Annotated in this window: 21 protein-coding genes and 1 riboswitch; of the genes, 12 read left to right on the top strand and 9 right to left on the bottom strand. The window is 46.4% G+C overall.

Annotated elements, in window-relative coordinates; all coding sequences use genetic code 11:
- The first annotated feature begins 17 nt into the window (after positions 1-17).
- Entirely contained in the window at positions 18-764 is a 747-nt protein-coding gene (locus KV190_RS06845; RefSeq protein WP_460192535.1) for a hypothetical protein, read from the top strand.
- A 31-nt stretch (positions 765-795) separates the two neighbouring features.
- Here the strand turns inward: KV190_RS06845 and KV190_RS06840 are convergent, their stop codons facing one another.
- Positions 796-1,488, bottom strand: a complete 693-nt coding sequence (locus KV190_RS06840) for a hypothetical protein (RefSeq protein ID WP_460192534.1) — start codon at positions 1,486-1,488, stop codon at positions 796-798.
- A gap of 722 nt (positions 1,489-2,210) precedes the next feature.
- On the opposite strand from KV190_RS06840, the gene coaD reads away from it, so the two are divergent.
- Complete coding sequence (gene coaD, locus KV190_RS06835; RefSeq protein WP_460192533.1) at positions 2,211-2,717, top strand: pantetheine-phosphate adenylyltransferase; 507 nt, start codon at positions 2,211-2,213, stop codon at positions 2,715-2,717.
- Entirely contained in the window at positions 2,672-3,310 is a 639-nt protein-coding gene (locus KV190_RS06830) for an ATP synthase F0 subunit B (protein ID WP_460195188.1), read from the top strand. Before coaD ends, KV190_RS06830 begins: the two co-directional genes overlap by 46 nt.
- A 93-nt stretch (positions 3,311-3,403) precedes the next feature.
- On the opposite strand, the gene KV190_RS06825 is transcribed toward KV190_RS06830, so the two are convergent.
- Positions 3,404-4,363 carry an alpha-E domain-containing protein gene (locus KV190_RS06825; protein WP_460195187.1) on the bottom strand — a complete coding sequence of 320 codons (960 nt, stop codon included), beginning with the start codon at positions 4,361-4,363 and terminating at the stop codon, positions 3,404-3,406.
- Positions 4,364-4,420: 57 nt separating this feature from the next.
- On the opposite strand from KV190_RS06825, the gene KV190_RS06820 reads away from it, so the two are divergent.
- From KV190_RS06820 to KV190_RS06790, 7 genes are all read left to right on the top strand, one after another.
- Positions 4,421-4,753: a DUF565 domain-containing protein gene (locus tag KV190_RS06820; protein WP_460195186.1), complete on the top strand. Its 333-nt coding sequence runs from the start codon at positions 4,421-4,423 to the stop codon at positions 4,751-4,753.
- A gap of 39 nt (positions 4,754-4,792) precedes the next feature.
- Entirely contained in the window at positions 4,793-5,272 is a 480-nt protein-coding gene (locus KV190_RS06815) for a DUF1877 family protein (RefSeq protein ID WP_460195185.1), read from the top strand.
- Positions 5,273-5,369: 97 nt separating this feature from the next.
- On the top strand, positions 5,370-6,647 hold the full coding sequence (locus tag KV190_RS06810) for an RNA-guided endonuclease InsQ/TnpB family protein (protein WP_460195183.1): 1,278 nt from the start codon (positions 5,370-5,372) through the stop codon (positions 6,645-6,647).
- A 36-nt stretch (positions 6,648-6,683) separates the two neighbouring features.
- Entirely contained in the window at positions 6,684-8,210 is a 1,527-nt protein-coding gene (locus KV190_RS06805) for a peptide ligase PGM1-related protein (protein ID WP_460195182.1), read from the top strand.
- 74 nt (positions 8,211-8,284) lie between these two features.
- A riboswitch (adenosylcobalamin-variant (AdoCbl-variant) riboswitch) is annotated at positions 8,285-8,374 on the top strand.
- A gap of 45 nt (positions 8,375-8,419) precedes the next feature.
- Positions 8,420-9,451, top strand: a complete 1,032-nt coding sequence (locus KV190_RS06800; RefSeq protein WP_460195181.1) for a sirohydrochlorin chelatase — start codon at positions 8,420-8,422, stop codon at positions 9,449-9,451.
- Between the two features lie 73 nt (positions 9,452-9,524).
- Entirely contained in the window at positions 9,525-11,132 is a 1,608-nt protein-coding gene (locus tag KV190_RS06795; RefSeq protein ID WP_460195180.1) for a 2-isopropylmalate synthase, read from the top strand.
- Between the two features lie 2 nt (positions 11,133-11,134).
- The gene (locus tag KV190_RS06790) at positions 11,135-11,617 is read left to right on the top strand and encodes a hypothetical protein (protein WP_460195179.1); all 483 of its coding nucleotides are present in this window, start codon (positions 11,135-11,137) and stop codon (positions 11,615-11,617) included.
- Here KV190_RS06790 and KV190_RS06785 read toward each other — a convergent pair.
- The 7 genes from KV190_RS06785 to KV190_RS06755 form a co-directional block, all read right to left on the bottom strand.
- On the bottom strand, positions 11,614-13,977 hold the full coding sequence (locus KV190_RS06785; protein ID WP_460195177.1) for a GumC family protein: 2,364 nt from the start codon (positions 13,975-13,977) through the stop codon (positions 11,614-11,616). The genes KV190_RS06790 and KV190_RS06785 overlap by 4 nt on opposite strands.
- A gap of 30 nt (positions 13,978-14,007) precedes the next feature.
- Positions 14,008-15,024 (bottom strand): NAD-dependent epimerase, encoded by a 1,017-nt coding sequence (locus KV190_RS06780; protein ID WP_460195176.1) that lies wholly within the window; start codon positions 15,022-15,024, stop codon positions 14,008-14,010.
- A gap of 27 nt (positions 15,025-15,051) precedes the next feature.
- Positions 15,052-16,329 carry a Vi polysaccharide biosynthesis UDP-N-acetylglucosamine C-6 dehydrogenase TviB gene (gene tviB, locus KV190_RS06775; RefSeq protein WP_460195244.1) on the bottom strand — a complete coding sequence of 426 codons (1,278 nt, stop codon included), beginning with the start codon at positions 16,327-16,329 and terminating at the stop codon, positions 15,052-15,054.
- Positions 16,330-16,398: 69 nt separating this feature from the next.
- Positions 16,399-17,598, bottom strand: a complete 1,200-nt coding sequence (locus tag KV190_RS06770; RefSeq protein WP_460195175.1) for a glycosyltransferase family 4 protein — start codon at positions 17,596-17,598, stop codon at positions 16,399-16,401.
- Positions 17,555-18,559 (bottom strand): EpsG family protein, encoded by a 1,005-nt coding sequence (locus tag KV190_RS06765; RefSeq protein WP_460195174.1) that lies wholly within the window; start codon positions 18,557-18,559, stop codon positions 17,555-17,557. The genes KV190_RS06770 and KV190_RS06765 overlap by 44 nt, the downstream gene beginning before the upstream one ends.
- Positions 18,560-18,630: 71 nt before the next feature.
- A complete protein-coding gene (gene asnB, locus KV190_RS06760) occupies positions 18,631-20,589 on the bottom strand; it encodes an asparagine synthase (glutamine-hydrolyzing) (RefSeq protein ID WP_460195173.1) in 1,959 nt (652 codons plus the stop codon).
- Between the two features lie 5 nt (positions 20,590-20,594).
- Positions 20,595-21,680, bottom strand: coding sequence for a glycosyltransferase family 4 protein (locus tag KV190_RS06755; protein ID WP_460195172.1), 1,086 nt, complete (start codon positions 21,678-21,680; stop codon positions 20,595-20,597).
- A 53-nt stretch (positions 21,681-21,733) separates the two neighbouring features.
- Here KV190_RS06755 and KV190_RS06750 point away from each other — a divergent pair, with 53 nt between their 5' ends.
- Together KV190_RS06750 and KV190_RS06745 are read left to right on the top strand one after the other, a co-directional pair.
- Positions 21,734-23,047: a glycosyltransferase gene (locus tag KV190_RS06750; protein ID WP_460195171.1), complete on the top strand. Its 1,314-nt coding sequence runs from the start codon at positions 21,734-21,736 to the stop codon at positions 23,045-23,047.
- Between the two features lies 1 nt (position 23,048).
- Entirely contained in the window at positions 23,049-24,173 is a 1,125-nt protein-coding gene (locus tag KV190_RS06745) for a polysaccharide pyruvyl transferase family protein (RefSeq protein ID WP_460195170.1), read from the top strand.
- Positions 24,174-24,175 lie beyond the last annotated feature (2 nt).

The raw sequence follows: 24,175 nt of genomic DNA, 5'->3' as shown, positions 1-24,175 counted from the left end.
CTGCGTGGAATGTTTTAATGGCGATTATTGCGCTGCGGGCATGGTACCTACCGCAGTATGAACCCCTCGAACACATCGAGCAACGCCCCCACGATCTACGGCTCAACAAAAGTAGCTTGCTGAAAACAGCATTGCGGGCAGATTTTCTCGATGACTTAGAAACGGTGCAGCGTTCGGAGTGGTTTCAACGCTATCGCCTTGGGGAAACGGTGGAATTTTACATTGAGGGGAGCGGCAGCTATACGATCGCCAACATTGATGTTCTCAGTCATGAAATCTACTTCATCAAGAGCGATCGCCTGAGTTACTTGGAACCAACCCTCTTTTTCAGTGCCGCCGATAACCCCAGTAGCGACGAGATTCGCACCGCCCTCAAAGCATTTGTGACAACTACCCCCAGTCGCTTCCCCTTGGAACTGGTCGAAAGCCCACGCTCAGCCACCGCTCCTCTGCGTCTGGAGAGTCCGGTGATTACCCAATTGCGTCGCTCGCTGCTGTTTATTGCCGATGGCACAGCAGTTGAGAATGGCCAGTTGCCCACGATGATTGCCCTAGAACTTGGCTACGCCCTTGCCAGTAAACGCCGCAATCAAATCCTTGTCATTCAGCAGGAGCACCCCAGCCAGCGAGCACCTCTTCCCATTGAAGTTCCCAGTCGCCAGCGCCTCATCTATAGCGATTCCCAAGAGCTAGCCGAGAAGTTGCCTGCCGTGCTGCAAACCCTCTTGGAGCCGTTTAAGTTTTCATTGACTCGACTTCCCTGAAAGGAAGCCCGTTTCGGGAATAACCTAGCCGTTAACGAACAAGATCGTAGAGCAGGTGGGAAGGAACCCCTGCCGCCAAAAGAAGGCGCGGTAGAGTGGGCAGGACACGACAGCAATGCCGAATGAAATCATGGATCCACCGCTGCAAGGTTTCGACTTCATAATTGGTTAAAAGTTGATCGTGGGGCGTGAAATTCCGATTGTGGAACTGCTCCACTTGAATTTTTGCTAGCCAGCTTTCACGGGGTCGCGTTAATAACCAGTAGTTCGTGACAATCATCTTGCCAAGGTAGCGTACGGTCACTTCCGTAATTCGCCGACAGTATTCGTAGTAATCCGCAAGGTTTGTCGATTCATGGTTTACGGTAGGCACAGGGATCTGCTCTTGGGTTTCCGCAACCTGACTAAAGAACGACATCAAATCTGCTAAAGCATTGTGGGAGACAGGAAGTTCAATACCAATGAGGTCAAAAATTTTCTGCTCAATCTGTTGAAGCTGGTGGGTTTGATGTGGCTCGTTAACTTTTATTTTCTGATGTAACTCAATGAGAAATTCTAATTGATTCAGTTGTGGATAGGTTAAATGATCTAAATTGATGTAACGCTCTAGGTATTCTTCCTCAATGCCTAGTGGGTGTGTGTCACGGGCAACATAGGACTGAATTGCGGGATGCTCTGCCAGTAAGCGCCGCACATAGTAGCGAGTGACTGGAGAAATATTCATAGCGGGAACCCTCACATTCAGGACGGGAGATAGTAGCAAAAGGCGGAGAGGCACGTGACATGCACGTACTTTCAGATGTGCAAGAAGTGAAGTCAATGATGAATACTTAATACTTGTTTAACAAACGCAGGAACTAGGGAAGCGAATTAATATAACCAAATAGTTATTCAAAAAACTAATCATCATCATCAGGGAAACACCCATCACTTCAGGTTTACAAGTAAATTTACGGTATTTAAGTTAAAAGAGAACTCTAACTGCGTTGGATGAAACATGTTTCTGTTATAAATGCTGAGATCTGAGATCGTCAAGTATTGATTGATACAAATAGTTTTTGCGTCACCGTCCTGTAACATAGCCGCTACGTGACACTGCAAAATTTAAGAAACCGTTCACAATAGTTCATATTGAGCCTATATTTGGTAGCCAAGGCTACAACTGCTGTCAATAAGGCTGTAATAATGATTTGATTTTTTTATCTTCTGATTACAACTCTTTACACTGATTTTTATTGATCGCAGCGATCCCATTTCTGTACACGGACGGGGATCATTCATACCCCTTGGTTGTAGGGTTGATCAGCAAAGATACAGTCAGAAAATTTTTGGAGCGATCGCGGCTAGTCTGCCGATCCAGCGATGCCATGCGCTGTTCCGAGAAATCAGCGATGATTGTCTTACCCTTGATGCTGTTTAACCTCTGACCTCATCATTGAGCTGCCTATGCTTGCTGTTTATCCCGGAAGTTTTGATCCCATTACCCTAGGGCACTTGGATATTATTGAACGGGGTGCTCGTCTCTTTAGTGAAGTGATTGTGGCGATCGCCCACAACCCCCAGAAAAAAGCCCTCTTTAGCGTCAGCCAACGGATTAAACAAGTACAGGCGGCTACCGTTCACTTAAAAAATGTGCGGGTAGATACCTTTGATGGCCTGACGGTTGAGTACGCGCGATCGCAACAGGCAACGGTTCTTCTGCGGGGGCTGCGGGTGCTGTCGGACTTTGAATACGAGCTTCAGATGTCCCACACCAATAAAAGCCTCTGGCCAGAGATTGAGACCGTGTTCCTCACCACGTCCAATGAGTATAGTTTCTTAAGTAGTAGCTTAGTAAAAGAAATTGCCCGATTTGGCGGTAATGTTCGTCATCTAGTACCAGCCACTGTTGCAAAGGATTTAGAAGCATGCTTTACTCAAACGCCGATCCCATCTCAACGACCACTGGAGTAAACGAAGCCCTTGATGTCCCTTCCGTACCGCTGCAACTCCTGCAACAATTGGAAACGCTGGAAGAACTCCTGATTCTCGAAGGGACGAAGATCCCGCTGACCGGCCGCAAACTCATTGATGAAGAGCAGATTCTAAACCAGCTTACCCGCATTGAACAGGCAATCCCCGAATCATTGAAGACGGCACAGCGGATTCTCAATCAGCGGGATGAGATCATTAAACAAGCCCAACACCGCGCCCAAGAAATTATCCGTGCCGCAGAGCAACGCGCTGCCCAAATTGCCGATGAACTGCGGATTCGTCAGCAGGCAGAACTCGAAGCCCAGAAAATTCGCCAGCAGGTGCAGCAAGAGGTGGAGTTTATGCGCCAGCGCGCGATCGAGGAGATCAATCTGCTACGGCAAAACACAGAAAAAGAACTAGCCCATCTGCGCCAAGTGACCCGCCATGAATGTCAGGAACGGCAACAGGAAGCCGATGCCTATGCCGATCGCACCCTTGCGGAAATGGAGCGCCAATTCAAGGAAATGCTAGCGGTGATTCAAAATGGGCGCCAATACCTCAAGCAGCATCAAGCCCACCGTCAACCCTAGGCAATCCTCTAATTCTGTAGGGGATCGTAAACGATCAGGGGAGCAATCGCCCTTGGCTAATAGAGCTAACTTAGCTCCAACTGAATTGTCACGCTAGCGGGCTTTCACAGGCTCTAGCGTAAAGAACGTTTGAAAAATTTGCGTATCCACCTCATTCATTTGCTGCTGCAAGTGATCGAGGAACTCGTGCATGCCTTGGCCAATAATTTCATCAATCGTCAAATAGTCCAGTTGCGATCGCAGGCGTCCCAGTTGGCGTTCCACCGGCTGGTGCCAACTCCCCAAGGGCGTCCCCGTAATTTTGTAGAGGGATTTTTCCACCTGCAACAGACAAAAGCGAATGGCGCGCGGAAACTCGGCATCGAGAATCAAAAACTCTGCGACCCCTGCGGGTGTAATGCGATGCGAACCCCGTTTACGATACATTTCATAGGCACTGGCGGACTTGAGGAGTGCAATCCAGCCCAATTCATCAATGGGCGTGCCCACATCTTCCACTGAGGGCAACAGCAGATAGTATTTCACATCGAGAATCCGCGAGGTCTTATCAGCTCGCTCCAGTAGCCGCCCCATTTGACCAAAGTGCCACGCTTCATTGTGGCTCATCGTACTATCCATGACGCCAGCAAAGAGGTGACTAGCCTGTTTCACTTGCTCCAAAAAGCTGGCAATCTCCAATTGATCCGGGTCTTTAGCTGCCTCGCGCACCATTGTGTAGAAGGCATTCACCTGCTGCCACATTTCTGAGGAAATCACCTCGCGAATGGATGTGGCATTCTCCCGTGCCGCCCGCAGACAGGAGATGATCGAGTTGGGATAGGTGGTGTCAAAGGTGAGGAACTGAATCACATTTTCAGCCGTGGCCGTGCCGTAGTGCTCCTGAAAAAAGGGCAAATCCCCCGTTGTGAGCACTAGGGGATCCCATTGACTTGAAAGACTGGTGGGCAGATCCAGTAGCATGTTCAAGTTGACATCAACAAAACGAGCAATATTCTCTGCCCGCTCAATGTAGCGATTTAACCAATAGACCGCATCGGCAACACGACTTAACATATACTGGCAAGCATTCACTCTCTGCCCACTCTAGCAACCTTTTCCCGTCCTGAGTATATGCAGCAAACCCGTCTTAATACTCTGCTTGATCGTTTAGGCGCCGGGATTCAGGAGCAGTTAAAAAATCCGTGGCGACGGCTAGCAACACTGAGTATTGCCTTTCTCTTTGGGGTGTTCTTGGGCTTAGCCATTTCCTCGAGTGCGGGTCAACTGGGCTACTTAGATATTGTGGCCTCGAGCATCGTGGCGATCATTGCTGAAGTGATTAGTGCACTGTTCTATAGCGATCGCTGGAAACTGCGGCAGACGCTCTTTGGCGAAGTTCTCAATGCCCTGAAGTTTGGGCTGCTCTATGGCTTGTTCCTCGTTGCTTTCCTTCTGGGAAGTTAGTTGCTGATTACCTCGCTCAAGTTTACTGGGGACTTCTGAATGAGTATTGCTGTAATTTTAATCGCCATTCCTGACAATGAGCCGCCAGCAGACCTTGAAGCGCTGATCGCAGCCGCAGAGGAAGGAGACTTGCCCAGTTGCATCCTAGAAACTGCATGGCACGGTCTGCATTGGTTATTCACCGGCACTGCCGATGGGGGTGACGAACCTTGGTGCTATCTCCTCAAAGGGGGAACAGAAATGACCACTGAAGACAGGGTGGACAGTGCGCCCCGCTTCCTTGATCGCCATCAGGTGAATGCTTGGCATCAAGCCCTGCAATCGGTCACTGAAACGACCCTAGCACAACGTTTTGACCCAGAGGCAATGGCTGCCGCCCACATCTATCCCACCTCTCTTTGGAGCCGCAGTGACCAAGAGCCTTGGCAACTTCTTTGGCAAGCCTATAGCAATCTACCAAAAAACGCCGCAGTGCTCCGCCTATACTGCAAAGCGGTTAGGTGGTGGTGTAGGCCGTAGGCCGTGCGAAGCGGCGGCAGTCACTCAATCTCAGCTTGTTGCTGGATAGATTGAGCTAGCCCAAAAATCGAGTGCGACTAATAGCTATAATCCACTCATGATCACCCTGACGTACGAGTACAAACTCAAACTAACTAAGCAACAGGCCAAGCAGATCGACCACGATCTAGAAGTGTGTCGCCGAGTTTGGAATGATGCGCTGAGGGAGCGCAAAGACTGGATTGCTTCGCGCAAGTGTCCAGTCAATGCCTGCTCTGTGCGTAGCGAGTACATTATCCCAGCGGATGTCCCCTATCCCAACTTCAACGTGCAGTGCCAACGATTGACTCAAGCAAGGCAGACCAACCCTGATTTAGTGTCGGTTAACGCCCAAGCATTGCAGCAAGTCTTGAAGCGACTAGATCAAGCGTTTGAGCGGCGGCAGAAGTTGGGAGCCGGGTTCCCACGGTTCAAAAAGCCGGGTCAGATGCGGTCATACGTTTTCCCCCAACTCGGCAAGCAACCATTGGCACCCGGACGAGTCAAGTTACCGAGTCTGGGCTGGGTGGCTATTCGTCAGTCTCGGCCTTACCCAGAGGGGTTTACCGCTAAGCAAGCGAGGGTGCTCAAACGCGCCTCTGGTTATTACCTGCTGCTGACGTTTCAGGCTGATATTGCCATCCCAGAGCCTTCATTAGGGGGTCACGTGGTTGGCGTCGATGTTGGCTTGGAATACTTTCTCTCCACCTCGGATGGGCTTCAACTAGAGCGGCCTAGGTTTTTCGTAGAGATGCAACGCAAGCTTCAATTGCTGCAACGCAGACTCAAGCGAAAAAAAGTTGGGTCAGCCAACTGGAAGAAGATTCAACGGAAGGTGGCGAAGCTGCATGAACAGATTGCCCGCACCCGCAGGGACTTTCACTTCAAGGTTGCCCACCAGCTTTGCGATTCCGCTGACGTGATTGTGGTTGAGGATTTGAATCTGATTGGCCTCAGTCGTGGGACTCTGGGCAAGCACATGCTGGATGCGGGTCATGGGCAATTCCTGAACGCGGTGTTGCCTTGGGTGGCCTGCAAGCGTGGCAAGGCGGTTATCAAGGAGAAAGCAGCGGGCACCTCTCAAGAGTGTCCCAACTGTGGCGAAGCAGTCCGCAAAGCCTTGGTCACCCGTTGGCATGAGTGTCCCTGCGGGTGTTCAATGCCTAGGGATATTGCTGCTGCATTCGTGTTGCGGAATCGATTCATTGGCGGTGGGGCGCACCGTCTTGAAAATGCCCCTGGAGAGGTTCTGGCGGGGATGACTTTCGGGTCATCCAGTCAAGACTCTGTGAACGGGGAATCTCCTGCTATACGCGTTGGCGTAAGCCTGCCATCAGGCATAGCGTTAGCGGGATGAGCGTCAAACTGGGGAAAATAGGTTGGGAATGAATGGATGTCGATCGCTGAGGAGTTCCGCCAACTGCAAACGCGCCTCTTGGAGTGCTGGGACGGGACAGAAACTTTTATTCCTGAACTGCCCAAAGGCCCCGGCGGCATTGAGCGCGATATTGTGGTGGTGCCTTCCCTGAGCTTTCCCCAACCGGAGCTAGGCAAGATCACGGGCTACACCCACTACGAGGAACGGCAACTTTATACGCTGATCCAGTTGCGGAATCCGCGTACTCGCATGATCTACGTGACATCACAGCCGCTGCACCCCAGTATTGTGGATTACTATTTGGATTTGTTGCCAGGAGTGCCCAGTTCCCATGCCCGCGATCGCCTGCTCTTGCTGGCCACCTACGATCGCTCCGATAAACCCCTGACTGCCAAAATTTTAGAGCGGCCTCGCCTCTTGGAGCGCATTCGTCAAGCCCTGCGTCCCAACCAAGCCTACATGGTGTGTTTTAACTCCACCCCTTTGGAGCGGGAACTGGCGGTACGCTTAGGCATTCCCCTCTACTCGACGGATCCCGATCTCCTCTACTGGGGAACCAAGGCGGGCAGTCGGGAACTCTTTGCAGCCGCAGGCATCCCCCATCCGATGGGCAGTGGTTTTTTGCAGGGTGTGCCGGAATTGGTGCGGGCGATCGCTCACCTCCAAGAAAAATGTCCTGAACTGCAACGGGTGGTGGTGAAACTCAATGAGGCCTTTTCTGGGGAAGGCAATGCTCTTCTCGATCTGCGCCCACTGCGCCCCCTTGGCAGCCCACACACCCCGGATCATCTACAGCGGATTGAAAATAGCCTAGAGGAGATGGTCTTTCAGGCTCCCAATGAAACTTGGGTCTCCTATCGGCAGCGGTTTATGGAGCTGGGGGGGATTGTCGAAGCCTTTGTTGAAGGGACAGTCAAGCGATCGCCCAGTGTCCAAGGCTGTATTACCCCCAAAGGCAGTGTTGAAATTGTCTCGACCCATGAACAGTTACTCAATGCCCCCACGGGTCAAATTTTCATTGGCTGTGAATTTCCCGCCCAGGCCGACTATCGCCAACAACTCCAAGAATTGGGGCAAAAGGTAGGGACGTACTTGGCACAGCAGGGGGTGATCGGCTGTTTTGGTGTGGACGTTGTTGCAACCCAGACCACAGAAGGGTGGGAGCTTTACGCCATTGAAATTAACCTGCGCAAGGGCGGTACCACACACCCCTTCATGACCTTAAAATTCCTCACTGATGGCCACTATGAGCTAGCCTCTGGACTGTTTTACAGCAAGCACCGCCGTCCCAAGTATTACATTGCCTCCGATAACCTCTGCCAACCCCACTATCGCGGCCTCCTGCCCAATGATCTCTTGGATATGATTGCCCGCTACCATCTCCACTTTGACTCCAGCACGGAAACGGGCACTGTCTTTCACCTCATGGGGGCACTTTCGGAATTTGGTAAGCTGGGACTCGTCAGTATTGGCAACACCCCCGAAGAAGCCCAAGCCATCTACAACCAGACCATTGGCGTTCTCGATGCTGCGGCGCTATAAGTCCCTAATGTGCCCACCCCCCGCATAGACAGGGGTCTGAGAATCTCGTTACAATTGGCAACGTTCACTGTGAAGAGCAGCCTGTAGGGAAAATCCAGTGCAAGTCTGGTGCTGTGCCGCAACTGTGATGGGGAATCCCCCTCAGCCAGAATGCCTACTTGCTGTGGTTCACTCTATTTGCCTGCGTCGCACGGGCATGGAGTTTCAACGTGGTTGTTACGCTCAACGATTCCATTCTCAATCCCCTCGGTTTTAGTCTCGATTTACCCCCTCTCCCCCAATCTCGACCGCTTTTACTCGTCGGTCATGGGACGCGCGATCCGGAAGGTCGCCAAGCATTTTTGGACTTTGCCCAAGCCTATTATCAACTTGATCCCTGTCGGCCTGTTTTTCCCTGTTTTCTGGAGTTAACGGAACCCTCAATTTTTGAGGTGCTCAGCCAGTGTGCTGCCGCAGGCCATACCGATTTGTCGGTGCTGCCAATTTTGCTCTTTGCCGCTCGCCACAATAAGTTTGACGTTACAAATGAGTTGGATCGGGCGCGGCGTGCTTTTCCGCAGTTGCGCTACCACTATGGCCGCCACTATGGCATTGCCCCCGAAATTTTAACCCTCTGGCGATCGCGCCTTGAACTCTTGGACTCACCAGAATTTAATCCCCAAGGCATTGGCCGCGAAGAAACGGTTCTCCTAGTGGTGGGACGCGGCTCCAGTGATCCCGATGCCAATGGTGATGTCTTTAAGCTAGCCCGCATGCTCTGGGAAGGCAGTGGCTACAAAACCGTTGAGGTGTGCTTTATTGGCATTACCCATCCCCGCCTACCCGAAGGGTTTGTGCGCGCGAATCTTCATCAGCCCCGCCGCGTCATTGTCCTGCCCCACTTCATGTTTACAGGGGCACTAGTCAAGAAAATCTATACCCTCACCGCAGAAGCCCAAGCCGCCTATCCCAGTGTTGAATACGTGAACCTGCCGGAAATTGGCTTGCATCCGCAACTGTTTTATCTCACGCGGCAGCGGGAAATTGAAACCCATACGGGGCAGGTGGCCATGAACTGCGAAGCCTGTAAATTCCGTTTGGTAGTAGGCCAGAGCCATCATCACCACCCTCATCATGAGCATGAGCACCACTCCCACAGCCATGATCACGGGGGTCATCACCATCACCACCATCACCATGGATCAACCGTGGACTTGGATCACTTGCCCAGTTATCACCAACGCATTTGGCAAGTTCCCTAGACATTGCTTCCCAGCGAAAATGTTAGAGTAGAAATAATTGCTACTCTTTCTCAAGCTTGAATGGGGCTTGTCTATGCGCATTAAATATCCTCCCCAGACCGTTGATCGGGTGTTGATTTTTGATACCACACTGCGGGACGGTGAACAGTCGCCGGGTGCTTCGCTGAATGTGGATGAAAAACTCACGATCGCCCGTCAACTGGCTCGACTGGGGGTGGATATTATTGAGGCGGGTTTTCCCTTTGCAAGTCCCGGTGACTTTGAAGCCGTACAGCGAATTGCTGAAACCGTGGGCACCGAAACAGGGCCTGTGATCTGTGGCTTGGCTCGTGCCACCCGCCAAGATATCGAAGCCGCCGCAAAAGCCCTCAAACCCGCCTACTATCCCCGCATTCACACCTTTATTGCCACCTCGGATATTCACCTCGAGTACAAGCTGAAGAAAACCCGCGCTGAGGTACTGGAAATTGCCCCAGAAATGGTGGCCTATGCCAAGACCTTTGTGGATGATGTTGAGTTTTCTCCTGAGGATGCTGGGCGTTCGGATCCTGAGTTTCTCTATCAAGTTTTGGAGCGGGTGATTGACGCCGGTGCAACAACGATTAACATTCCCGACACCGTGGGGTACACCACCCCCGCCGAATTTGGTGCCCTGATCAAAGGGATTAAGGAAAATGTGCCTAATATCGATCGCGCCGTGATTTCCGTTCATGGTCACAATGATTTGGGCTTGGCTGTGGCCAACTTCCTCGAAGCAGTGAAAAATGGGGCACGGCAACTGGAGTGTACGATTAATGGCATTGGTGAGCGTGCGGGGAATGCCGCCCTTGAGGAATTGGTGATGGCTCTCTATGTGCGGCGGCAGTACTTCAATCCCTTCCTAGGGCGTCCACCGGAATCGGAAGCCCCCCTGACGAATATCAACACCCGTGAAATTTACAAAACCTCCCGCTTGGTCTCAAACCTAACGGGGATGCTGATCCAACCCAACAAGGCGATCGTGGGTGCTAATGCCTTTGCCCATCAATCGGGGATTCACCAAGATGGCGTCCTCAAGCACAAGCAAACCTATGAAATCATGGATGCCCAACTCATTGGCCTTGCCGATAACCAAATTGTCTTGGGCAAACTCTCTGGCCGCAATGCCTTTGCCACCCGCCTGCGGGAATTGGGCTTTGAACTCAGTGAAACGGAACTGAATAAAGCCTTTTTGCGCTTCAAGGATCTCGCCGACAAGAAAAAAGAAATTACCGACTGGGATCTTGAGGCGATCGCCAAGGATGAAACCCAAGGGATTGATCTGCGGGGCTATCAACTGGAATTTGTCCAAGTCTCCTGTGGTGATCATGCCCGGCCAACAGCCACGGTAACCGTGCGTACCCCCAGCGGCGAAGAACTGACGGATGCAGCCATTGGCACAGGACCTGTGGATGCGGTGTATCGCGCCATTAACCGCGTGGTGCAGATTCCCAATCGCCTCATTGAATACTCGGTGCAATCGGTGACCGCCGGCATTGATGCGATTGGTGAGGTGACGATTCGCCTACAGCACGAAGATCGCATTTACTCCGGCCATGCCGCCAACACCGATATTATTGTCGCTTCTGCCCAAGCCTATATGAATGCCCTCAACCGCCTTTATCGGGGTCTTGAACAACGGGCGTTACACCCCCAAGCTTAGGTATGTCGGAGTCCACTGCTAAGCCCTTGGAAGCCAATGGGGTCTATCTATGCCCCGTCTGCCGCCACGGGCAAATTGCGCCGATGGTACTGATGGATACCTATGCCTGTAACTTTTGCCGCCATATTCTCAGCTTAGATTTTGGCCATCAAACGGCGCGGCTCGAAGATAGTGCCATGACATTTCGCTGGCAATGGACCGGTACCAACTGGCGATCGCTAAATACACCACCTGTGAGCCTCACCTATACCGCCATTATGCTGGCGATTTTACTGGTCACCCTACCACCCGCCTTAATTTGGCTGGGCTATCGCATCTTTCCACCCCTCAGCAGTGATCCGCGCGCCCATTGGTTTCCCCTTTTTTGGGTCGGGCTGACCTTCTTTGCCCATCTGCTGATGATTCTGCGGATTTTTGCTGGCCTGTTGCCGACGACGCCCTTCGTTGGTCTTCATTTTCGTGGGCGATCGCGTAACGTACCCTAGCTCACTGCTGCTGACTGGGGCACAGGAGCAGATGGTATGGGTAAGCCTTCTACTTGACCTTGCTTAGGTGCACCCACCCCATTAACGACAATACCAATCGCCTTATCCTTTAACCCCAAATCATATTCCTTCAGTGCCTTAGCAAAGGCATCCCGTTTTGTTTTGCCTAAACGCACCACAAAGAGCGCTTGATCGACACTGGCCACAAGGCGATTGGTTTCTGCACACTCTGCCATCGGTGCCGTATCAATAATCACCAAATCAAAGGCAGCTTGGGTAGAGGCAAAAAACGAATGCCATTGCGGCGAACTCAACAGACTCATCGGCTCTTGCTGTGGTTGCCCTGCCGTCAGCACCCAAAGTTTTTCAGAGTGGGCTTCAAAAAGACTAAACCAGTTAGGTAGAGGAAGAGTTCCTGTCAATAGCTCAGCGAGACCAGACGTGTTTGCAATCCCAAAAACTTGATGCAGCCCGGGCTGACGCAGATTTGCATCTACTAGGAGAACTCGCTTGCCAATAGTCGCAGCGGCAAGCGCTAAATAGGCTGCGATTGTTGTTCGCCCTTCCCCTGCTCGAGCAGATGTTACCGCTAGCGTTCGCTGAAGACCGAGTTGTTCTAAATGACTCAGAAGAAAATAAAAGCTTTCCTTAAACGCAGGTGTTGCCCCTGCAAGATGATGCTGAAGTCCCCAGAGGGTAAGGGGAGTTTCTAAACGTGTAAACGAACACTGATCAAACTCACTTGCTAAGGGGATTTGTCCAACAATTGGAAGTCGAGTGTTTTGCCGAACTTGTTCAACCTCCAAGAAGCGAGAATCCATCAAATCTAAAATCAATGCTAAGACGACTCCAGAGACAGTTCCCAAAATCAAAGCGATCGCTAACGCCATTGATAACCGCATCGTTACTTTATATTGCTCTGTATCGTCAATATCAGATAGTACCCGCCATGTAAAATCCTGTTGCGCAATTTGTAGTTGTAGCGACTGCCGCGTCTGAAGTAGAAGCTGGAGTGATTGCTGTGCCGCTGCTATACGTTGCTCAATCTTACGATAGGGAGCTGAAACTCCACTAATGCGATTAATTTCAGAAGTTACAGCAGCAATTTGATTTCTTAGTTCTGTATTGACCCTTTCCAAAGACTGAAGTTCAACCGTTGCATTGATATATTCAGATAACAGGTTTGTCGTCAGTAAGCTTTGAGTAGGGATTCCAAGATTAGGGTCAGGTACTTGATAGCGCTGGTATGTTTGTTGTACTTCTTGGGTGAGCTGATTTACAAGCAAGCGTCGCTGTTCTTCCAAGCTTTGTACTACTGGTGAATCAGGCTGGAAATGACTGAGAGCTTCAGATAGCTGCTTTTCAGTTTCTCCAAGACTAGTCAGCAAGGTAGTATAAATTGGTGAGCTACTCAGATCTGTCAGTGCAAGACCCTCTGAGGGAGTAACGCCTAGCTGAGACCTTAAAGATGCAAGCTTTTGGCGGGTTGCATCAATACTGACTGTATTGTTATTGATTGCTGTCATTAGACGACTCAGCTCTGAGCGTTGTACATCAATATCACTTACACTTGTAGTTACAGACGAATCTAATGACTCAGGGCGGAAAACTCTATTCTCATTGCGAAATTGATTGAGCTGAACCACTAGCTCATCTAGCTGAGCAAAAGTTTTCTGAATTTCCTGATTAACATAGCGAAGATTTTCATAAATTTGCCGTTGTTTTTCTGATTCATTAAAATTCTTGAGTTCTGATGAGATGATTTCAAGGGCTAGTTGGATACTTTTCTGATCTCTTGAAGTAAACTCTATATCAACTACTTTAGCACCAGAAGTATTACCAAATAAACGAGAATCAGATGGTACTGTGATTTGAATACTATTACGAAAGGATTGATAGCTAAAATTTTCAGGATTCAAATTAGACTTTTCTAAAAATCTTTCATAAATTGGTTTTAGGACAATATCACTATTAAGAATTCTAATGAGGGTAGAAGTATCCCCTGAAAGGCTACCAGAAGGAATTGGTATAGTACCCATTGATTGAGCGAGGCTACTAAGTAGGGCTGGTGATGTTCCTGAGCGACCGCCTACAGGTTGAATGGGTTCTACTTGCAATGAAATAGAATATTGATAATTTCTGATGAATAAATAATAGTAACTCAAATACCCAGCAGCTACGATTGCACCAAATAAAGTAGCAGCAAGCCAGCGACGCTTGATCCCAGCCAACAAATCACCTAAAGTCACTCTGTCGACTGTAACTGGAGTTAAGATACTATCCTGTGTATCTGTCAGATGACGAGCTAATTGTTCTTGTTCAGGTAGGCTAGCATTTTTATAACTGTTTCTAAGTGACATAAAGCTTTCCTAATTTAGCCTAAGCTTTAACTACAGTTTATAGAAGGTCAGATACCACTCCACAAATTTTTGTACACCTACTTCCACGGGTGTTGTTGGTTCATATCCTGTCTCCTCTTTGAGAGCAACGACATCGGCATAGGTATCAGGTACATCACCCGGTTGCAAAGGTAAGAGATTCAACTGTGCCTTTTTCCCGAGATAGGTTTCTAGCAGTTCAATATAGCGTAGGAGTTCAACGGGTCGGTGCGCACCAATATTATAAACGCGCCAAGGTGCTAAGCTGGTTGCCGGGTCAGGATCCTCTCCGTTCCAATGTGGATTAGGCACAGCAGGCCGATCAAGTACACGCAGAATTCCCTCCACAATATCATCAATGTAGGTAAAGTCGCGGCGATGCTTGCCATAGTTAAAGACAGGAAGCGGCTCGTTATTCAAAATGGCTTTGGTAAACTTAAATAGCGCCATGTCGGGGCGCCCCCAAGGGCCATAAACGGTAAAAAAGCGCAGTCCAGTGGTGGCAAGTCCATAAAGGTAACTGTAGGTATGCGCCATCAGTTCATTGGCTTTCTTGGTGGCTGCATAGAGACTTAAGGGGTGATCAACATTATCGTGAACTGAAAAAGGTAGTTTTTTATTGGCACCATAGACGCTTGAGGTGCTGGCATAGACGAGATGTTCTACCTGATGGTGGCGACAGGCTTCTAAAATGTGGATAAAGCCGACAATATTACTGTCGATATAGACTAAGGGATTCTCAATCGAGTACCGTACACCTGCTTGGGCGGCTAAGTGGATCACCCGTTGTGGGGCAAAGTCTGTAAAGAGTTGGTTCACCCCTGCGCGATCTACAAGGTCGATTTTTCTAAATACAAATTGCTCACTTGCCGTGAAAGGGTTGAGGCGTTCAAGGCGAGCTTTCTTGAGGTTGACATCGTAATAGTCGTTGAGATTATCGAGACCAATCACGCGATCGCCCCGCTTCAGTAGTTCTAGTACTACTGCATTGCCAATAAACCCAGCAACACCCGTCACCAAAATATCCATCTTGATTCCTCAAATGATAAAAAGCGGCTAAAGGCGACCGTCCACATCTTCCTTCGATAATACCCACTTCACATCATAAAGAACCCCCGGTGTTTTCAAGAGACTGCGAATGCCAGTACTACCCATTTTCTGGAACTGCTCGTGGGCAACAGCAATAATGATTCCATCCCACTGTTCAGATAATTCTTCAATCAGGGAAATTCCATATTCCCTCTTGGCCTGTTGGCGATCTACCCAAGGATCGTAAATATCAACCTCTAGACCGTAGCTTTGCAGCTCTTTGATAATGTCAACGACACGTGTGTTACGTAAATCGGGGCAATTTTCCTTAAAGGTTAGTCCCATGACAAGAACACGAGCATTGGGCAAATCAATTCCCTTTTTGACTAATAATTTCAAAAACTGCGCCGCTACATAAAAGCCCATGTTATCGTTGATGCGGCGACCAGCTAGAATCAGTTCAGGGTGATAGTTGTAGGCTACTGCCTTATAAGTTAAGTAATAGGGATCAACCCCAATACAGTGACCACCAACTAAACCTGGACGAAAAGGTAAAAAATTCCATTTTGTGCTTGCAGCAGCTAATACTTCCTCTGTATCAATATCTAATAATTGAAAAATGATAGATAGCTCATTCACAAAAGCAATATTAATATCTCGTTGAATATTCTCAATTACTTTTGCTGCCTCAGCCACTCTAATCGAGCTTGCTTTATGCGTTCCTGCTGGGATAATGGATGCATATAAACGATCAACTAATTCAGCCACCTCAGGCGTTGAACCAGAGGTAACTTTTTTAATTGTGGTTAAACGATGATTATGATCTCCTGGATTAATTCGTTCAGGGCTATAACCAACAAAGAAATCTTGATTAAATTTTAGTTTGGATTCTTGCTCAAGGATGGGAACGCAAACTTCTTCTGTCACACCCGGATAAACAGTAGATTCATAGATAACTATAGACTGAGGTGATAAAACTTGACCAACACTCTTGGAAGCTTTTCTTAAAGGTTCCAGATCTGGAACTTTGTAATAATCTATTGGAGTAGGGACAGAAATAATAAAAATGTTACATTTTCTTAAATCTTCGAGACATGTTGTGTACATTAGCAAGGAACACGATTGCAAATCAGCTTTGCTGACTTCTCCTGTTCTGTCATATCCCTGCTTAAGTTCAGCGATACGTTGGTCATTAACATCATAACCAATAGTGTAGTACTTCTTCCCAAATTCAACGGCCAAAGGAAGACCAACATAACCTAAGCCAATCACAGCAATCTTAAAAGTATCAGAAAAATCAAGCATCATGCACTCACTTTCATGAATTTCGGTGTCTTTCACTTTTTTGAAAAGAGTTGCAATATCTTAATAAGACTAACATGAACTGAGCAATTTGAGGTATTGAGCATTAATTTTTTTGACATCAAATAACTCCACGGCCATTTGATAGCTATGATAGCCCATTGAAGGAATCAAACTGGGCTGTTCAATAAATTTCTGCATTGCAGTTATCAAAGCATTCACATCCCGAGGCGGAATAAGATAACCATTATAGCCGTCAATAACCGTTTCACGGCAGCCTGGTACATCCGTAGTAATCACTGGTCGACCCATAGCCATTGCTTCTTGCGTACTGCGGGGAACGCCCTCACGGTAGGAAGGTAAGACAAACACGCTAGTACTGGGTAGATACTCTTTGATATTAGCAAAGCCAAACCACTCAACTATACCAAGCTCGGTAAATTCCTTAATTTTTGCTTCAGATAAGCTCCCCGGATTGGTATCCAATCCACCAATTAACCAAAATCGAACTTGGGGATAAAGAGCTTTTAAGTGTTTAGATGCCTGTAAAAACTCTAATACTCCCTTTTCAATGAGTAATCTTGCAACTAAAGTAAATGTTAATGGACTAAAAAAAGGCTCACAATACGACCATTCTCTAAGATTAACACCTGTTCCTTTAATGATTAGAGTTTTACAAGGAGCTAGGTTGCACGCTTGAGTAATTTCATGACAGTCATCTTTATTTTGAAAGACAATTTTATCCGCAATAGGTAAACATATCCTGTACAAAGAAACGAGAACACTCTTCAATTTTTTTGGTTTTAATTGATGGTCAGGAGTAAATGCATAACCCAAGCCCGTGAACAATGCAGAGCGAAATTTTATATCAATAAATCTCGAGGCTAGTAATCCCCAAATAATTGGCTTCGAGCTAATAGCTAAGAGACTATCAGCATTAATTCGTTTTATTGTTCTAATGATAGAGAAGAGAGATTTAATATCTTGCCAAGGATTAGTACCATTACGAACAAGGTAAAAATGATGACATATAGCACCCATTTCACTTAACTTTGAAATTTCTGCTTCTGTATAATCTGGAGCTAAACAATGAACCTCAGCACCTGTATGAATCAACTCTAAAATCAAATCTCTTCTGAAATTAATTAACATCTGAGCACTGTTGCAAAGCAATATCAATGATAAGCCGTCTAGCTTGGGTATTCTATAGTGATCTTTGATTTCCATCTTAAATAAAAGGATACATGCGATAGGGTAACCACGCAAAAGCATGATCTGCAAATTGCAGCCACACCCATAATACTAAAAAACTGTAACCAAGTACTAGAAGCAGCCATCGATAAAATATTTCTCGACCTTGGGTGAGAAAGAGGTAGGGCAGATTTCCTAGAACATAGATTTGAATAGGTATTAAGTAGAGTGCAAGGCGATCGGCAGAAGTTGAAGAACCTGTAAACAAGAGTCCAAAAGAAAAAATAACTAGCCAAGATAAAGCAAGATAAACTTTTGAAGAAGTTCTAAAGAAGTTATGCCCTGTATAGTATTCAATCAAGAAAATAGTTGCAGGCAAGAGATTCATGGATAGTCGAACTAAAGCACCTGAAGATGACATTCCTGCTCCGATATAGTGAACTAAAAACTTATCACTGATGCTAGTAATCGCAATTGCACCAGATAGAGCTATCAACAATAATACTGATATAAATAAAATATTAACTATTTTTCCTGTTTTCAATGCATCAAACAAAAATATTAATATCGGTACTAATATTAGAAATATTGCTGTTTTATGAAACAGTAATGCCAAAATAAAAAACAGGATTGAACTTATTTTTTTATTGGATTCTAATGCCATTAGTGCTAGTAGCTCCAGAGCGATCGCTCCTGCTTGACGAGTATAGCCCATTGCTACAACAGTCGTTAAGTATGGAAAAGCAACCGTTAAGCCTAAGTAAGGATTTTTTAGTTTTTGACAAAAAGTAAATAAGCAGCTTGTGTAAATCAGTGCAACACATAAGTTTACAAAATAAATTTCTTGATTAAGAGTGGCAGCAATCTTATTAATCCAGTGATATGCAGGGTCACCAAGCAATGCTTCAAAGCCTATCCATGGCTGATATCTAGAAGCTTCTAATATGTTTATATACTGAAACCAGTCTCCACCAACTTCAAATCTCAGACCAATAAAAGTAACATAAATACTAAAAAGAAATAGCCAATACCACTTCGGCATTTCTATAACCGATGGTATTAGTGTGAGTAAGAAAACAAAGAAATAGGGAAACATATGCTAGTGCTAGATATTCAGAAACTGCGCTCTAACCATGACTGAAATATTAATGCCTCCCATAGTTGCCCTGCCCAGTTACGTTTCCCTATTTGATGTTCCTGCCAGTATTGCCAAACAAGGTCAGGTTGTAGGTAGCCCTCCTGCTGAAGACGGGTTGGATTCAACAAAGTTGCTCCCCAGTCTCGCAGTTCAGAACGCAACCACTGAGATAGGGGAATTCCAAACCCCATTTTAGGTCGTTCAATTAAAGTGGGGGGGACATAGCGATACAAAAGTTTACGTAGCACTTGCTTACCCTGCTGCTGTCTGATTTTCATCTCAAGTGGGAGTGTCCAAGCAAACTCAACAATTCGATGATCTAGAAAAGGGATACGGGTCTCAAGACTCACTCCCATAGCGGCGCGATCGACTTTTACAAGAATGTCATTGGGGAGATAGATTAAAAGGTCAAGTGCCATGATATAGGATTCAAAGGGAAGTTCTGTTAACTGACCTAGCGGAAAGTTAAGGAGTGAAGTTAATTCATGCGCGCCAATGACTAAACTGTAGGGAGTATTAAACTGTGACAGAATAGAGACGTACATGGATTGACGCGAGTCTGTGGATATAAGTTTTCTGATTTTTTCAAGTTTTTCGTCCACTGCGCTATATCGTAGATGCTTGGGCAAAAGCTGATTAAAGTCAGCTATTAATTGATTCAATCGCCCAATGGTCAGAAGACTTAAGAAATTTTTTAACAGCAAGCGGACATAGAGTGGAATGGTTTGTATTCTATTCCACAATATAGGTGCTAAAAAGTGACGGTTATAACCCCCAAATAATTCATCCCCTCCATCACCGGACAAAGCAACTGTGACGTGTTGCCGCGCAATCATGGAGACAAGATGGGTCGGAATTTGTGAAGAGTCGGCAAAGGGTTCGTCGTAAAGGTGGGTAAGTTTGGGAATGACATCTCGCGCCTCTTGACCCGTGAGGTAATATTCAGTGTGATCGGTACCCAAGTGTTGGGCAACTGCTTTAGCATGTTGGGCTTCGTTATAGGCATCTTCATAAAAGCCAATGGTAAATGTTTTTACGGGTTGAGAGGAGAGGCTTTGCATCAAAGCCACAACCGTTGAGGAATCGACACCCCCGGACAAAAAGGCGCCTAGGGGAACATCCGCTAAAAGCTGCCCTTTGAGGCTTTGGCGCAAAAGATGCTCTAATTCAGTTGCTGCTTCGTCCTCTGTCCCTTGAAAAGGCTGGGCAATTCCTTTAGCAATAACGCTTTCCAATGACCAATAGGGTTGGGGTCTGCCTTGAGTATTCGGGCTGAGGGCTTCAGCAGACCATTGGAGATAAGTACCTGCTGGTAACTTCCAGATATGTTCGTAGATGCTGTAGGGAGCAGGAATCCAACTGTAGCGAAAATACAAGGCTAAGGCATCGCGATTAATCAAGTTAGCAAAGGCTGGGTAAGCCCGAATCGCTTTGAGTTCTGAGGCGAACACCAATGCTCCATTCACCCAACCGTAGTAGAGGGGCTTTTCACCAATGCGATCGCGTGCCAAGGTTAATAGCCGATTTTCGCGATCCCAAAGGGCAAGGGCAAACATGCCGACGAGCTTTTCTAGGGTTGTGGCCACGCCCCAATGGCTAAAAGCCGCCAGTAGCGTCTCAGTATCAGAATGTCCGCGCCAAGGGGGGGCTGCGCCAAGGGCTGTTAATTCCTGACGCAGTTCAAGGTGATTATAAATTTCACCGTTAAAGACGAGGACATAACGGCCACACGCAGAAACCATCGGCTGATGTCCTGCGGGGGAAAGATCAAGAATCGCTAAACGACGGTGGCCTAGGGCGATACCTGCCGACTCATCTATCCAGACTCCCTCATCATCAGGGCCGCGATGGGAGAGGGTGGTATTCATCTTGCGGATAGTTGCTGCCCAGTCACCTGAAAAGGCAGCATTGAGAAAACCAACTAGGCCACACATAAGCCTTAGAGAACTCCTTGAGCTTTGGCTACTACAGACTCTAACAGATGAGCAAATTTGGGTGCTGTCACTTGCAGAGCGTAGTGCTGCTCAACTCGGTGACGTCCCGCAACGCCCATCTTAGTGCGCAAGTCAGGATTTTGAATTAAAGTTTCAAGGGCAGTTGCCCAGTCTTCATCTGTAGAAGCCAAAAAGCCATGGACACCCTGCTGAACAATATCAAGATTGACTCCGACAGGAGAAGCAACAACAGGCAACCCGCAGGCCATATACTGAATCAATTTGAGGCCACACTTACCGCGCTCCCAAGGCTCATCAGGTAGGGGCATAATGCCAATATCGCACTGAGCAATGTCTTGAGCTTCTGTTTCTTCTGACCATGGAATAGAAATAACTTCAGTGTTTGGCAAGTAAAGATCACGGGTACCGATCGCAATTAACTGGATTTTATAAATTTGAGATAAACGAGTCAGTACTGGAGTAATCTGAAGTAAATACTTTTGGGTTTTGGGCGTACCAATCCAGACAATTTTGAGGGGAGACAGCTCTGCGTTGATTTTATTTTCAGCAAAGGTATATTTAGAAAGATCAACAACAGTGGGTAAGACCTCAACCCATCTCGCACCTGCATTGCGGGCATACTCAGCAATATAGTTATTTCCAGCAGTTACTAAGGTGGCCAGATTCATGATAGAGGCGATCTTGCTAGAGAGTAAGGATTTAATAATTTTATTTTTGTGCTGATCATATTGATGGAAAATAGCATCATCATAATCGACAACAATCGGGATATTCGGAATAAAATAATTCTCGATAAAGAAAGGCATATAAGGAAATATTTCCTTTTCAAGGATAACTAAGTTGTAATGATTAAGTCTCAATAGCTTAATTAAGCGGTTAAATATACCTTTTAGGGCATGAATATATTTACGGTAATCTCCAGTATAAAGGTAGTGAAGGTATTCTTGATTAAGTAAGGGTAGTACTTCACAGCTAAACCCCCTTTTTTGTAAGTAATTAATGTATTGAAAAAAACGATAGCGGCTACTAGCACCGCCATATGAGTATCGTGTGAGAAATAATATTTTCATGTCACTCTATGCATGGCAGGCACTAAGGTAGTCATACTTTTAAATTTGATAAATTGCTCATTATTCCTTTGACAATTTGGAGTATAAAAGAGAATATAGATGCCATAATAGTTAGTACACTATATACCTTAAGGTACACGATGTCAATCCACATATTACTTATTGCTCCTTCTGCTCCCCCCAAAAATAGCCCAGAAGCTATTCAAGTTGGGCGTCTATTGAAGTTGCTGAATCCCTCAATTCGGGTAACACTAGTCACAACCCCAGTGACTTCAGGTTGGGCGCGGGAAGACTCTACTCTCACTATGGAGCGATCTGGGCTTCAAGTTATTACCCCAACTTTACCAGTCCATAGGCTGATGCACCGTATTCTAACTAATTCACGACTAGCATGGTACCACGTTCCAGATACTGAGTTCTGGCTTCTTTGGTTTACCCAATATATCATTCAGCAGCTTGAAGAGAGTCCAAATGTTATTTATTCTCGCTCAGGACCATACTCTGCTGCCCTCTTGGCGCGGCAATTAAAGATAATGTTAAAACGTCCATGGTTAATGCATTTGAGTGATCCATGGGTTGATAGTCCCTACAGGTGTCTTAAAGGTAAGCAGCGTGCTCTTGATCAAGCCTATGAATCATATTGCTTTGCAGATGCCGACCTTATTACTTTGACTACAGAGGGTCAAGCAAATTATTATCGAGCAAAATATTCAAATCGAGCTGCTGTGATTAGCGTCACTCCAAATATGATGCCAGTTGATTGGTATAATAATACCTTACTCAAGCCTAATCCAGATCAAACATTTCAAAAAAAGATACGCATTATACATACTGGTAGCTTGTATGGCGATCGGAATCCGGATGGGTTATTAGCTGCTATAGAAAAATTAGGTGCTATGATGCCAGACCTAGACAAAAAATTGTCTGTTGAATTTATTGGTAATATGTCAAAGGAGCTATTTCTTAAAATTTCCTCCAGCCCTGTGTGTATTTGTCATGGTTCTGTTTCATTCAAGGAAGCTATTCAGTATCAAATTAATGCAGATATACTATTATGTATTGAGCCTAAAGAGTCAATGCCTCTCCACCGTCATAATTTACTGTCTAAGATTGTCGACTATCTGGCTGTTCAAAAACCAATACTAGCACTCACACCAGAGAAAAGTGTAACAAGCTATTACTGTCATCGTGGTTATGGGTGGGCATTTGAACCTGACGATGTTAGTGGTATAACAAACTTTCTATTTACTTTATTAGAAGATCGAAATAAACTTCAGATCAGCTTGCCACCGCCACCAATGGAACTAGATCCAGTTCATGTAACCAAGTCAATCGAAAATAAATTACTAGCGTTATCAAAGGTTTAGTATGAAAAAAGATGATGTAGTCTTATTGGGATACTACGGCAGAGGTAACTTTGGTGATGATATTTTAATGGTTGTAACACATCGTATTATTCGTGAGCTATTACCAAAAGTAAAAATATCTATGCGCTTGGCTCAGCCAATTCCTTATGTTAGCCGTTTGACTGAAGAAGACATTGGATTTATACCATTTGGCAATCGAGATCAGCACCGTTTGATTGTACATGGTGGCGGCGGAACGTTTTTTGACTTTGCAGAATACTCAATATTCCGAAAAATAATAAATACTATTCTACTTTCGGCTGGCAGTACTACTTTTGTGAAATGTGAAAAATGGATACGTCAAGTTGCTAACCGTCCGCGTATGTCAGCAGAAACACGCATTGGCATTGGATTGGGTGTGGGTACATTTTCTTTTGGCTCTCCCAAACTACTTGAAGCACTACCTGTACTTGCTGATTTTAAATTACTTTGGTTACGTGATCAGCAAAGCCAAAGTAATCTTAAATGCTTAGCAATCTACCCACCAGTGATTTTAGGATCGGATATTGCCTTTCTTTGGAATTATTGGTGTCCTAGTGACTTACTGCTAGCAAGGCAGCCTAAAAGGAGTGGCCGACCGAAGATTGGTGTTATTCTAAGAGACTGGCCAGTGGGTTCTGGTGATCATTTCGCAAAAAGAATTGTGCTGAGTCTAAACTTGCTATCAGAAAACTACGACTTGACTTTGATATCCTTTGACAAATCAACAGATGAAGGCACACTAAAGTTCTTGAGAAATTTTCCACAAATCACTTGGCAGCCAGACAAAATGACGATTTCTGACTTTGCTAATATGCTTTCTGAACAAAATCTTTTTCTAACTGCAAGAGCACATGGAGCAATTTGTGGTGCTTGTCTTGGTCGTCCATCTGTCATACTAGAAATTGAACCAAAGCTAGCTACTATTCATTCAATGCTTCCGAATGCGACTCGTATTGCTCCACTAGATATTCAACCAGAGAAACTGGTGAATTATATTGAAGAAGTAAGAGCAATTTCACCAGCAGCTATCGAAAGTGAAGTTCTACAAAATCATAGAATTTGTCAAGATGCCCTTAGTCAAATTCGTTCCTATATTGAACTATGAAT

It is taken from the genome of Thermosynechococcus sp. FA-CM-4201 (assembly GCF_054689355.1).
The sequence above is the reverse complement of the archived record's forward strand: the minus strand, read 5'-3'. Positions and strand labels throughout refer to the sequence as shown.

What these genes read in the sequence shown, in the direction of transcription:
- KV190_RS06845 (WP_460192535.1), top strand. Translation starts at nt 18, where the DNA reads ATGGCGATTATTGCGCTGCGGGCATGGTACCTACCGCAGTATGAACCC.
- KV190_RS06840 (WP_460192534.1), bottom strand. Translation starts at nt 1,488, where the DNA reads ATGAATATTTCTCCAGTCACTCGCTACTATGTGCGGCGCTTACTGGCA.
- coaD (WP_460192533.1), top strand. Translation starts at nt 2,211, where the DNA reads ATGCTTGCTGTTTATCCCGGAAGTTTTGATCCCATTACCCTAGGGCAC.
- KV190_RS06830 (WP_460195188.1), top strand. Translation starts at nt 2,672, where the DNA reads ATGCTTTACTCAAACGCCGATCCCATCTCAACGACCACTGGAGTAAAC.
- KV190_RS06825 (WP_460195187.1), bottom strand. Translation starts at nt 4,363, where the DNA reads ATGTTAAGTCGTGTTGCCGATGCGGTCTATTGGTTAAATCGCTACATT.
- KV190_RS06820 (WP_460195186.1), top strand. Translation starts at nt 4,421, where the DNA reads ATGCAGCAAACCCGTCTTAATACTCTGCTTGATCGTTTAGGCGCCGGG.
- KV190_RS06815 (WP_460195185.1), top strand. Translation starts at nt 4,793, where the DNA reads ATGAGTATTGCTGTAATTTTAATCGCCATTCCTGACAATGAGCCGCCA.
- KV190_RS06810 (WP_460195183.1), top strand. Translation starts at nt 5,370, where the DNA reads ATGATCACCCTGACGTACGAGTACAAACTCAAACTAACTAAGCAACAG.
- KV190_RS06805 (WP_460195182.1), top strand. Translation starts at nt 6,684, where the DNA reads ATGTCGATCGCTGAGGAGTTCCGCCAACTGCAAACGCGCCTCTTGGAG.
- KV190_RS06795 (WP_460195180.1), top strand. Translation starts at nt 9,525, where the DNA reads ATGCGCATTAAATATCCTCCCCAGACCGTTGATCGGGTGTTGATTTTT.
- KV190_RS06790 (WP_460195179.1), top strand. Translation starts at nt 11,135, where the DNA reads ATGTCGGAGTCCACTGCTAAGCCCTTGGAAGCCAATGGGGTCTATCTA.
- KV190_RS06785 (WP_460195177.1), bottom strand. Translation starts at nt 13,977, where the DNA reads ATGTCACTTAGAAACAGTTATAAAAATGCTAGCCTACCTGAACAAGAA.
- KV190_RS06780 (WP_460195176.1), bottom strand. Translation starts at nt 15,024, where the DNA reads ATGGATATTTTGGTGACGGGTGTTGCTGGGTTTATTGGCAATGCAGTA.
- tviB (WP_460195244.1), bottom strand. Translation starts at nt 16,329, where the DNA reads ATGCTTGATTTTTCTGATACTTTTAAGATTGCTGTGATTGGCTTAGGT.
- KV190_RS06770 (WP_460195175.1), bottom strand. Translation starts at nt 17,598, where the DNA reads ATGCTTTTGCGTGGTTACCCTATCGCATGTATCCTTTTATTTAAGATG.
- KV190_RS06765 (WP_460195174.1), bottom strand. Translation starts at nt 18,559, where the DNA reads ATGCCGAAGTGGTATTGGCTATTTCTTTTTAGTATTTATGTTACTTTT.
- asnB (WP_460195173.1), bottom strand. Translation starts at nt 20,589, where the DNA reads ATGTGTGGCCTAGTTGGTTTTCTCAATGCTGCCTTTTCAGGTGACTGG.
- KV190_RS06755 (WP_460195172.1), bottom strand. Translation starts at nt 21,680, where the DNA reads ATGAAAATATTATTTCTCACACGATACTCATATGGCGGTGCTAGTAGC.
- KV190_RS06745 (WP_460195170.1), top strand. Translation starts at nt 23,049, where the DNA reads ATGAAAAAAGATGATGTAGTCTTATTGGGATACTACGGCAGAGGTAAC.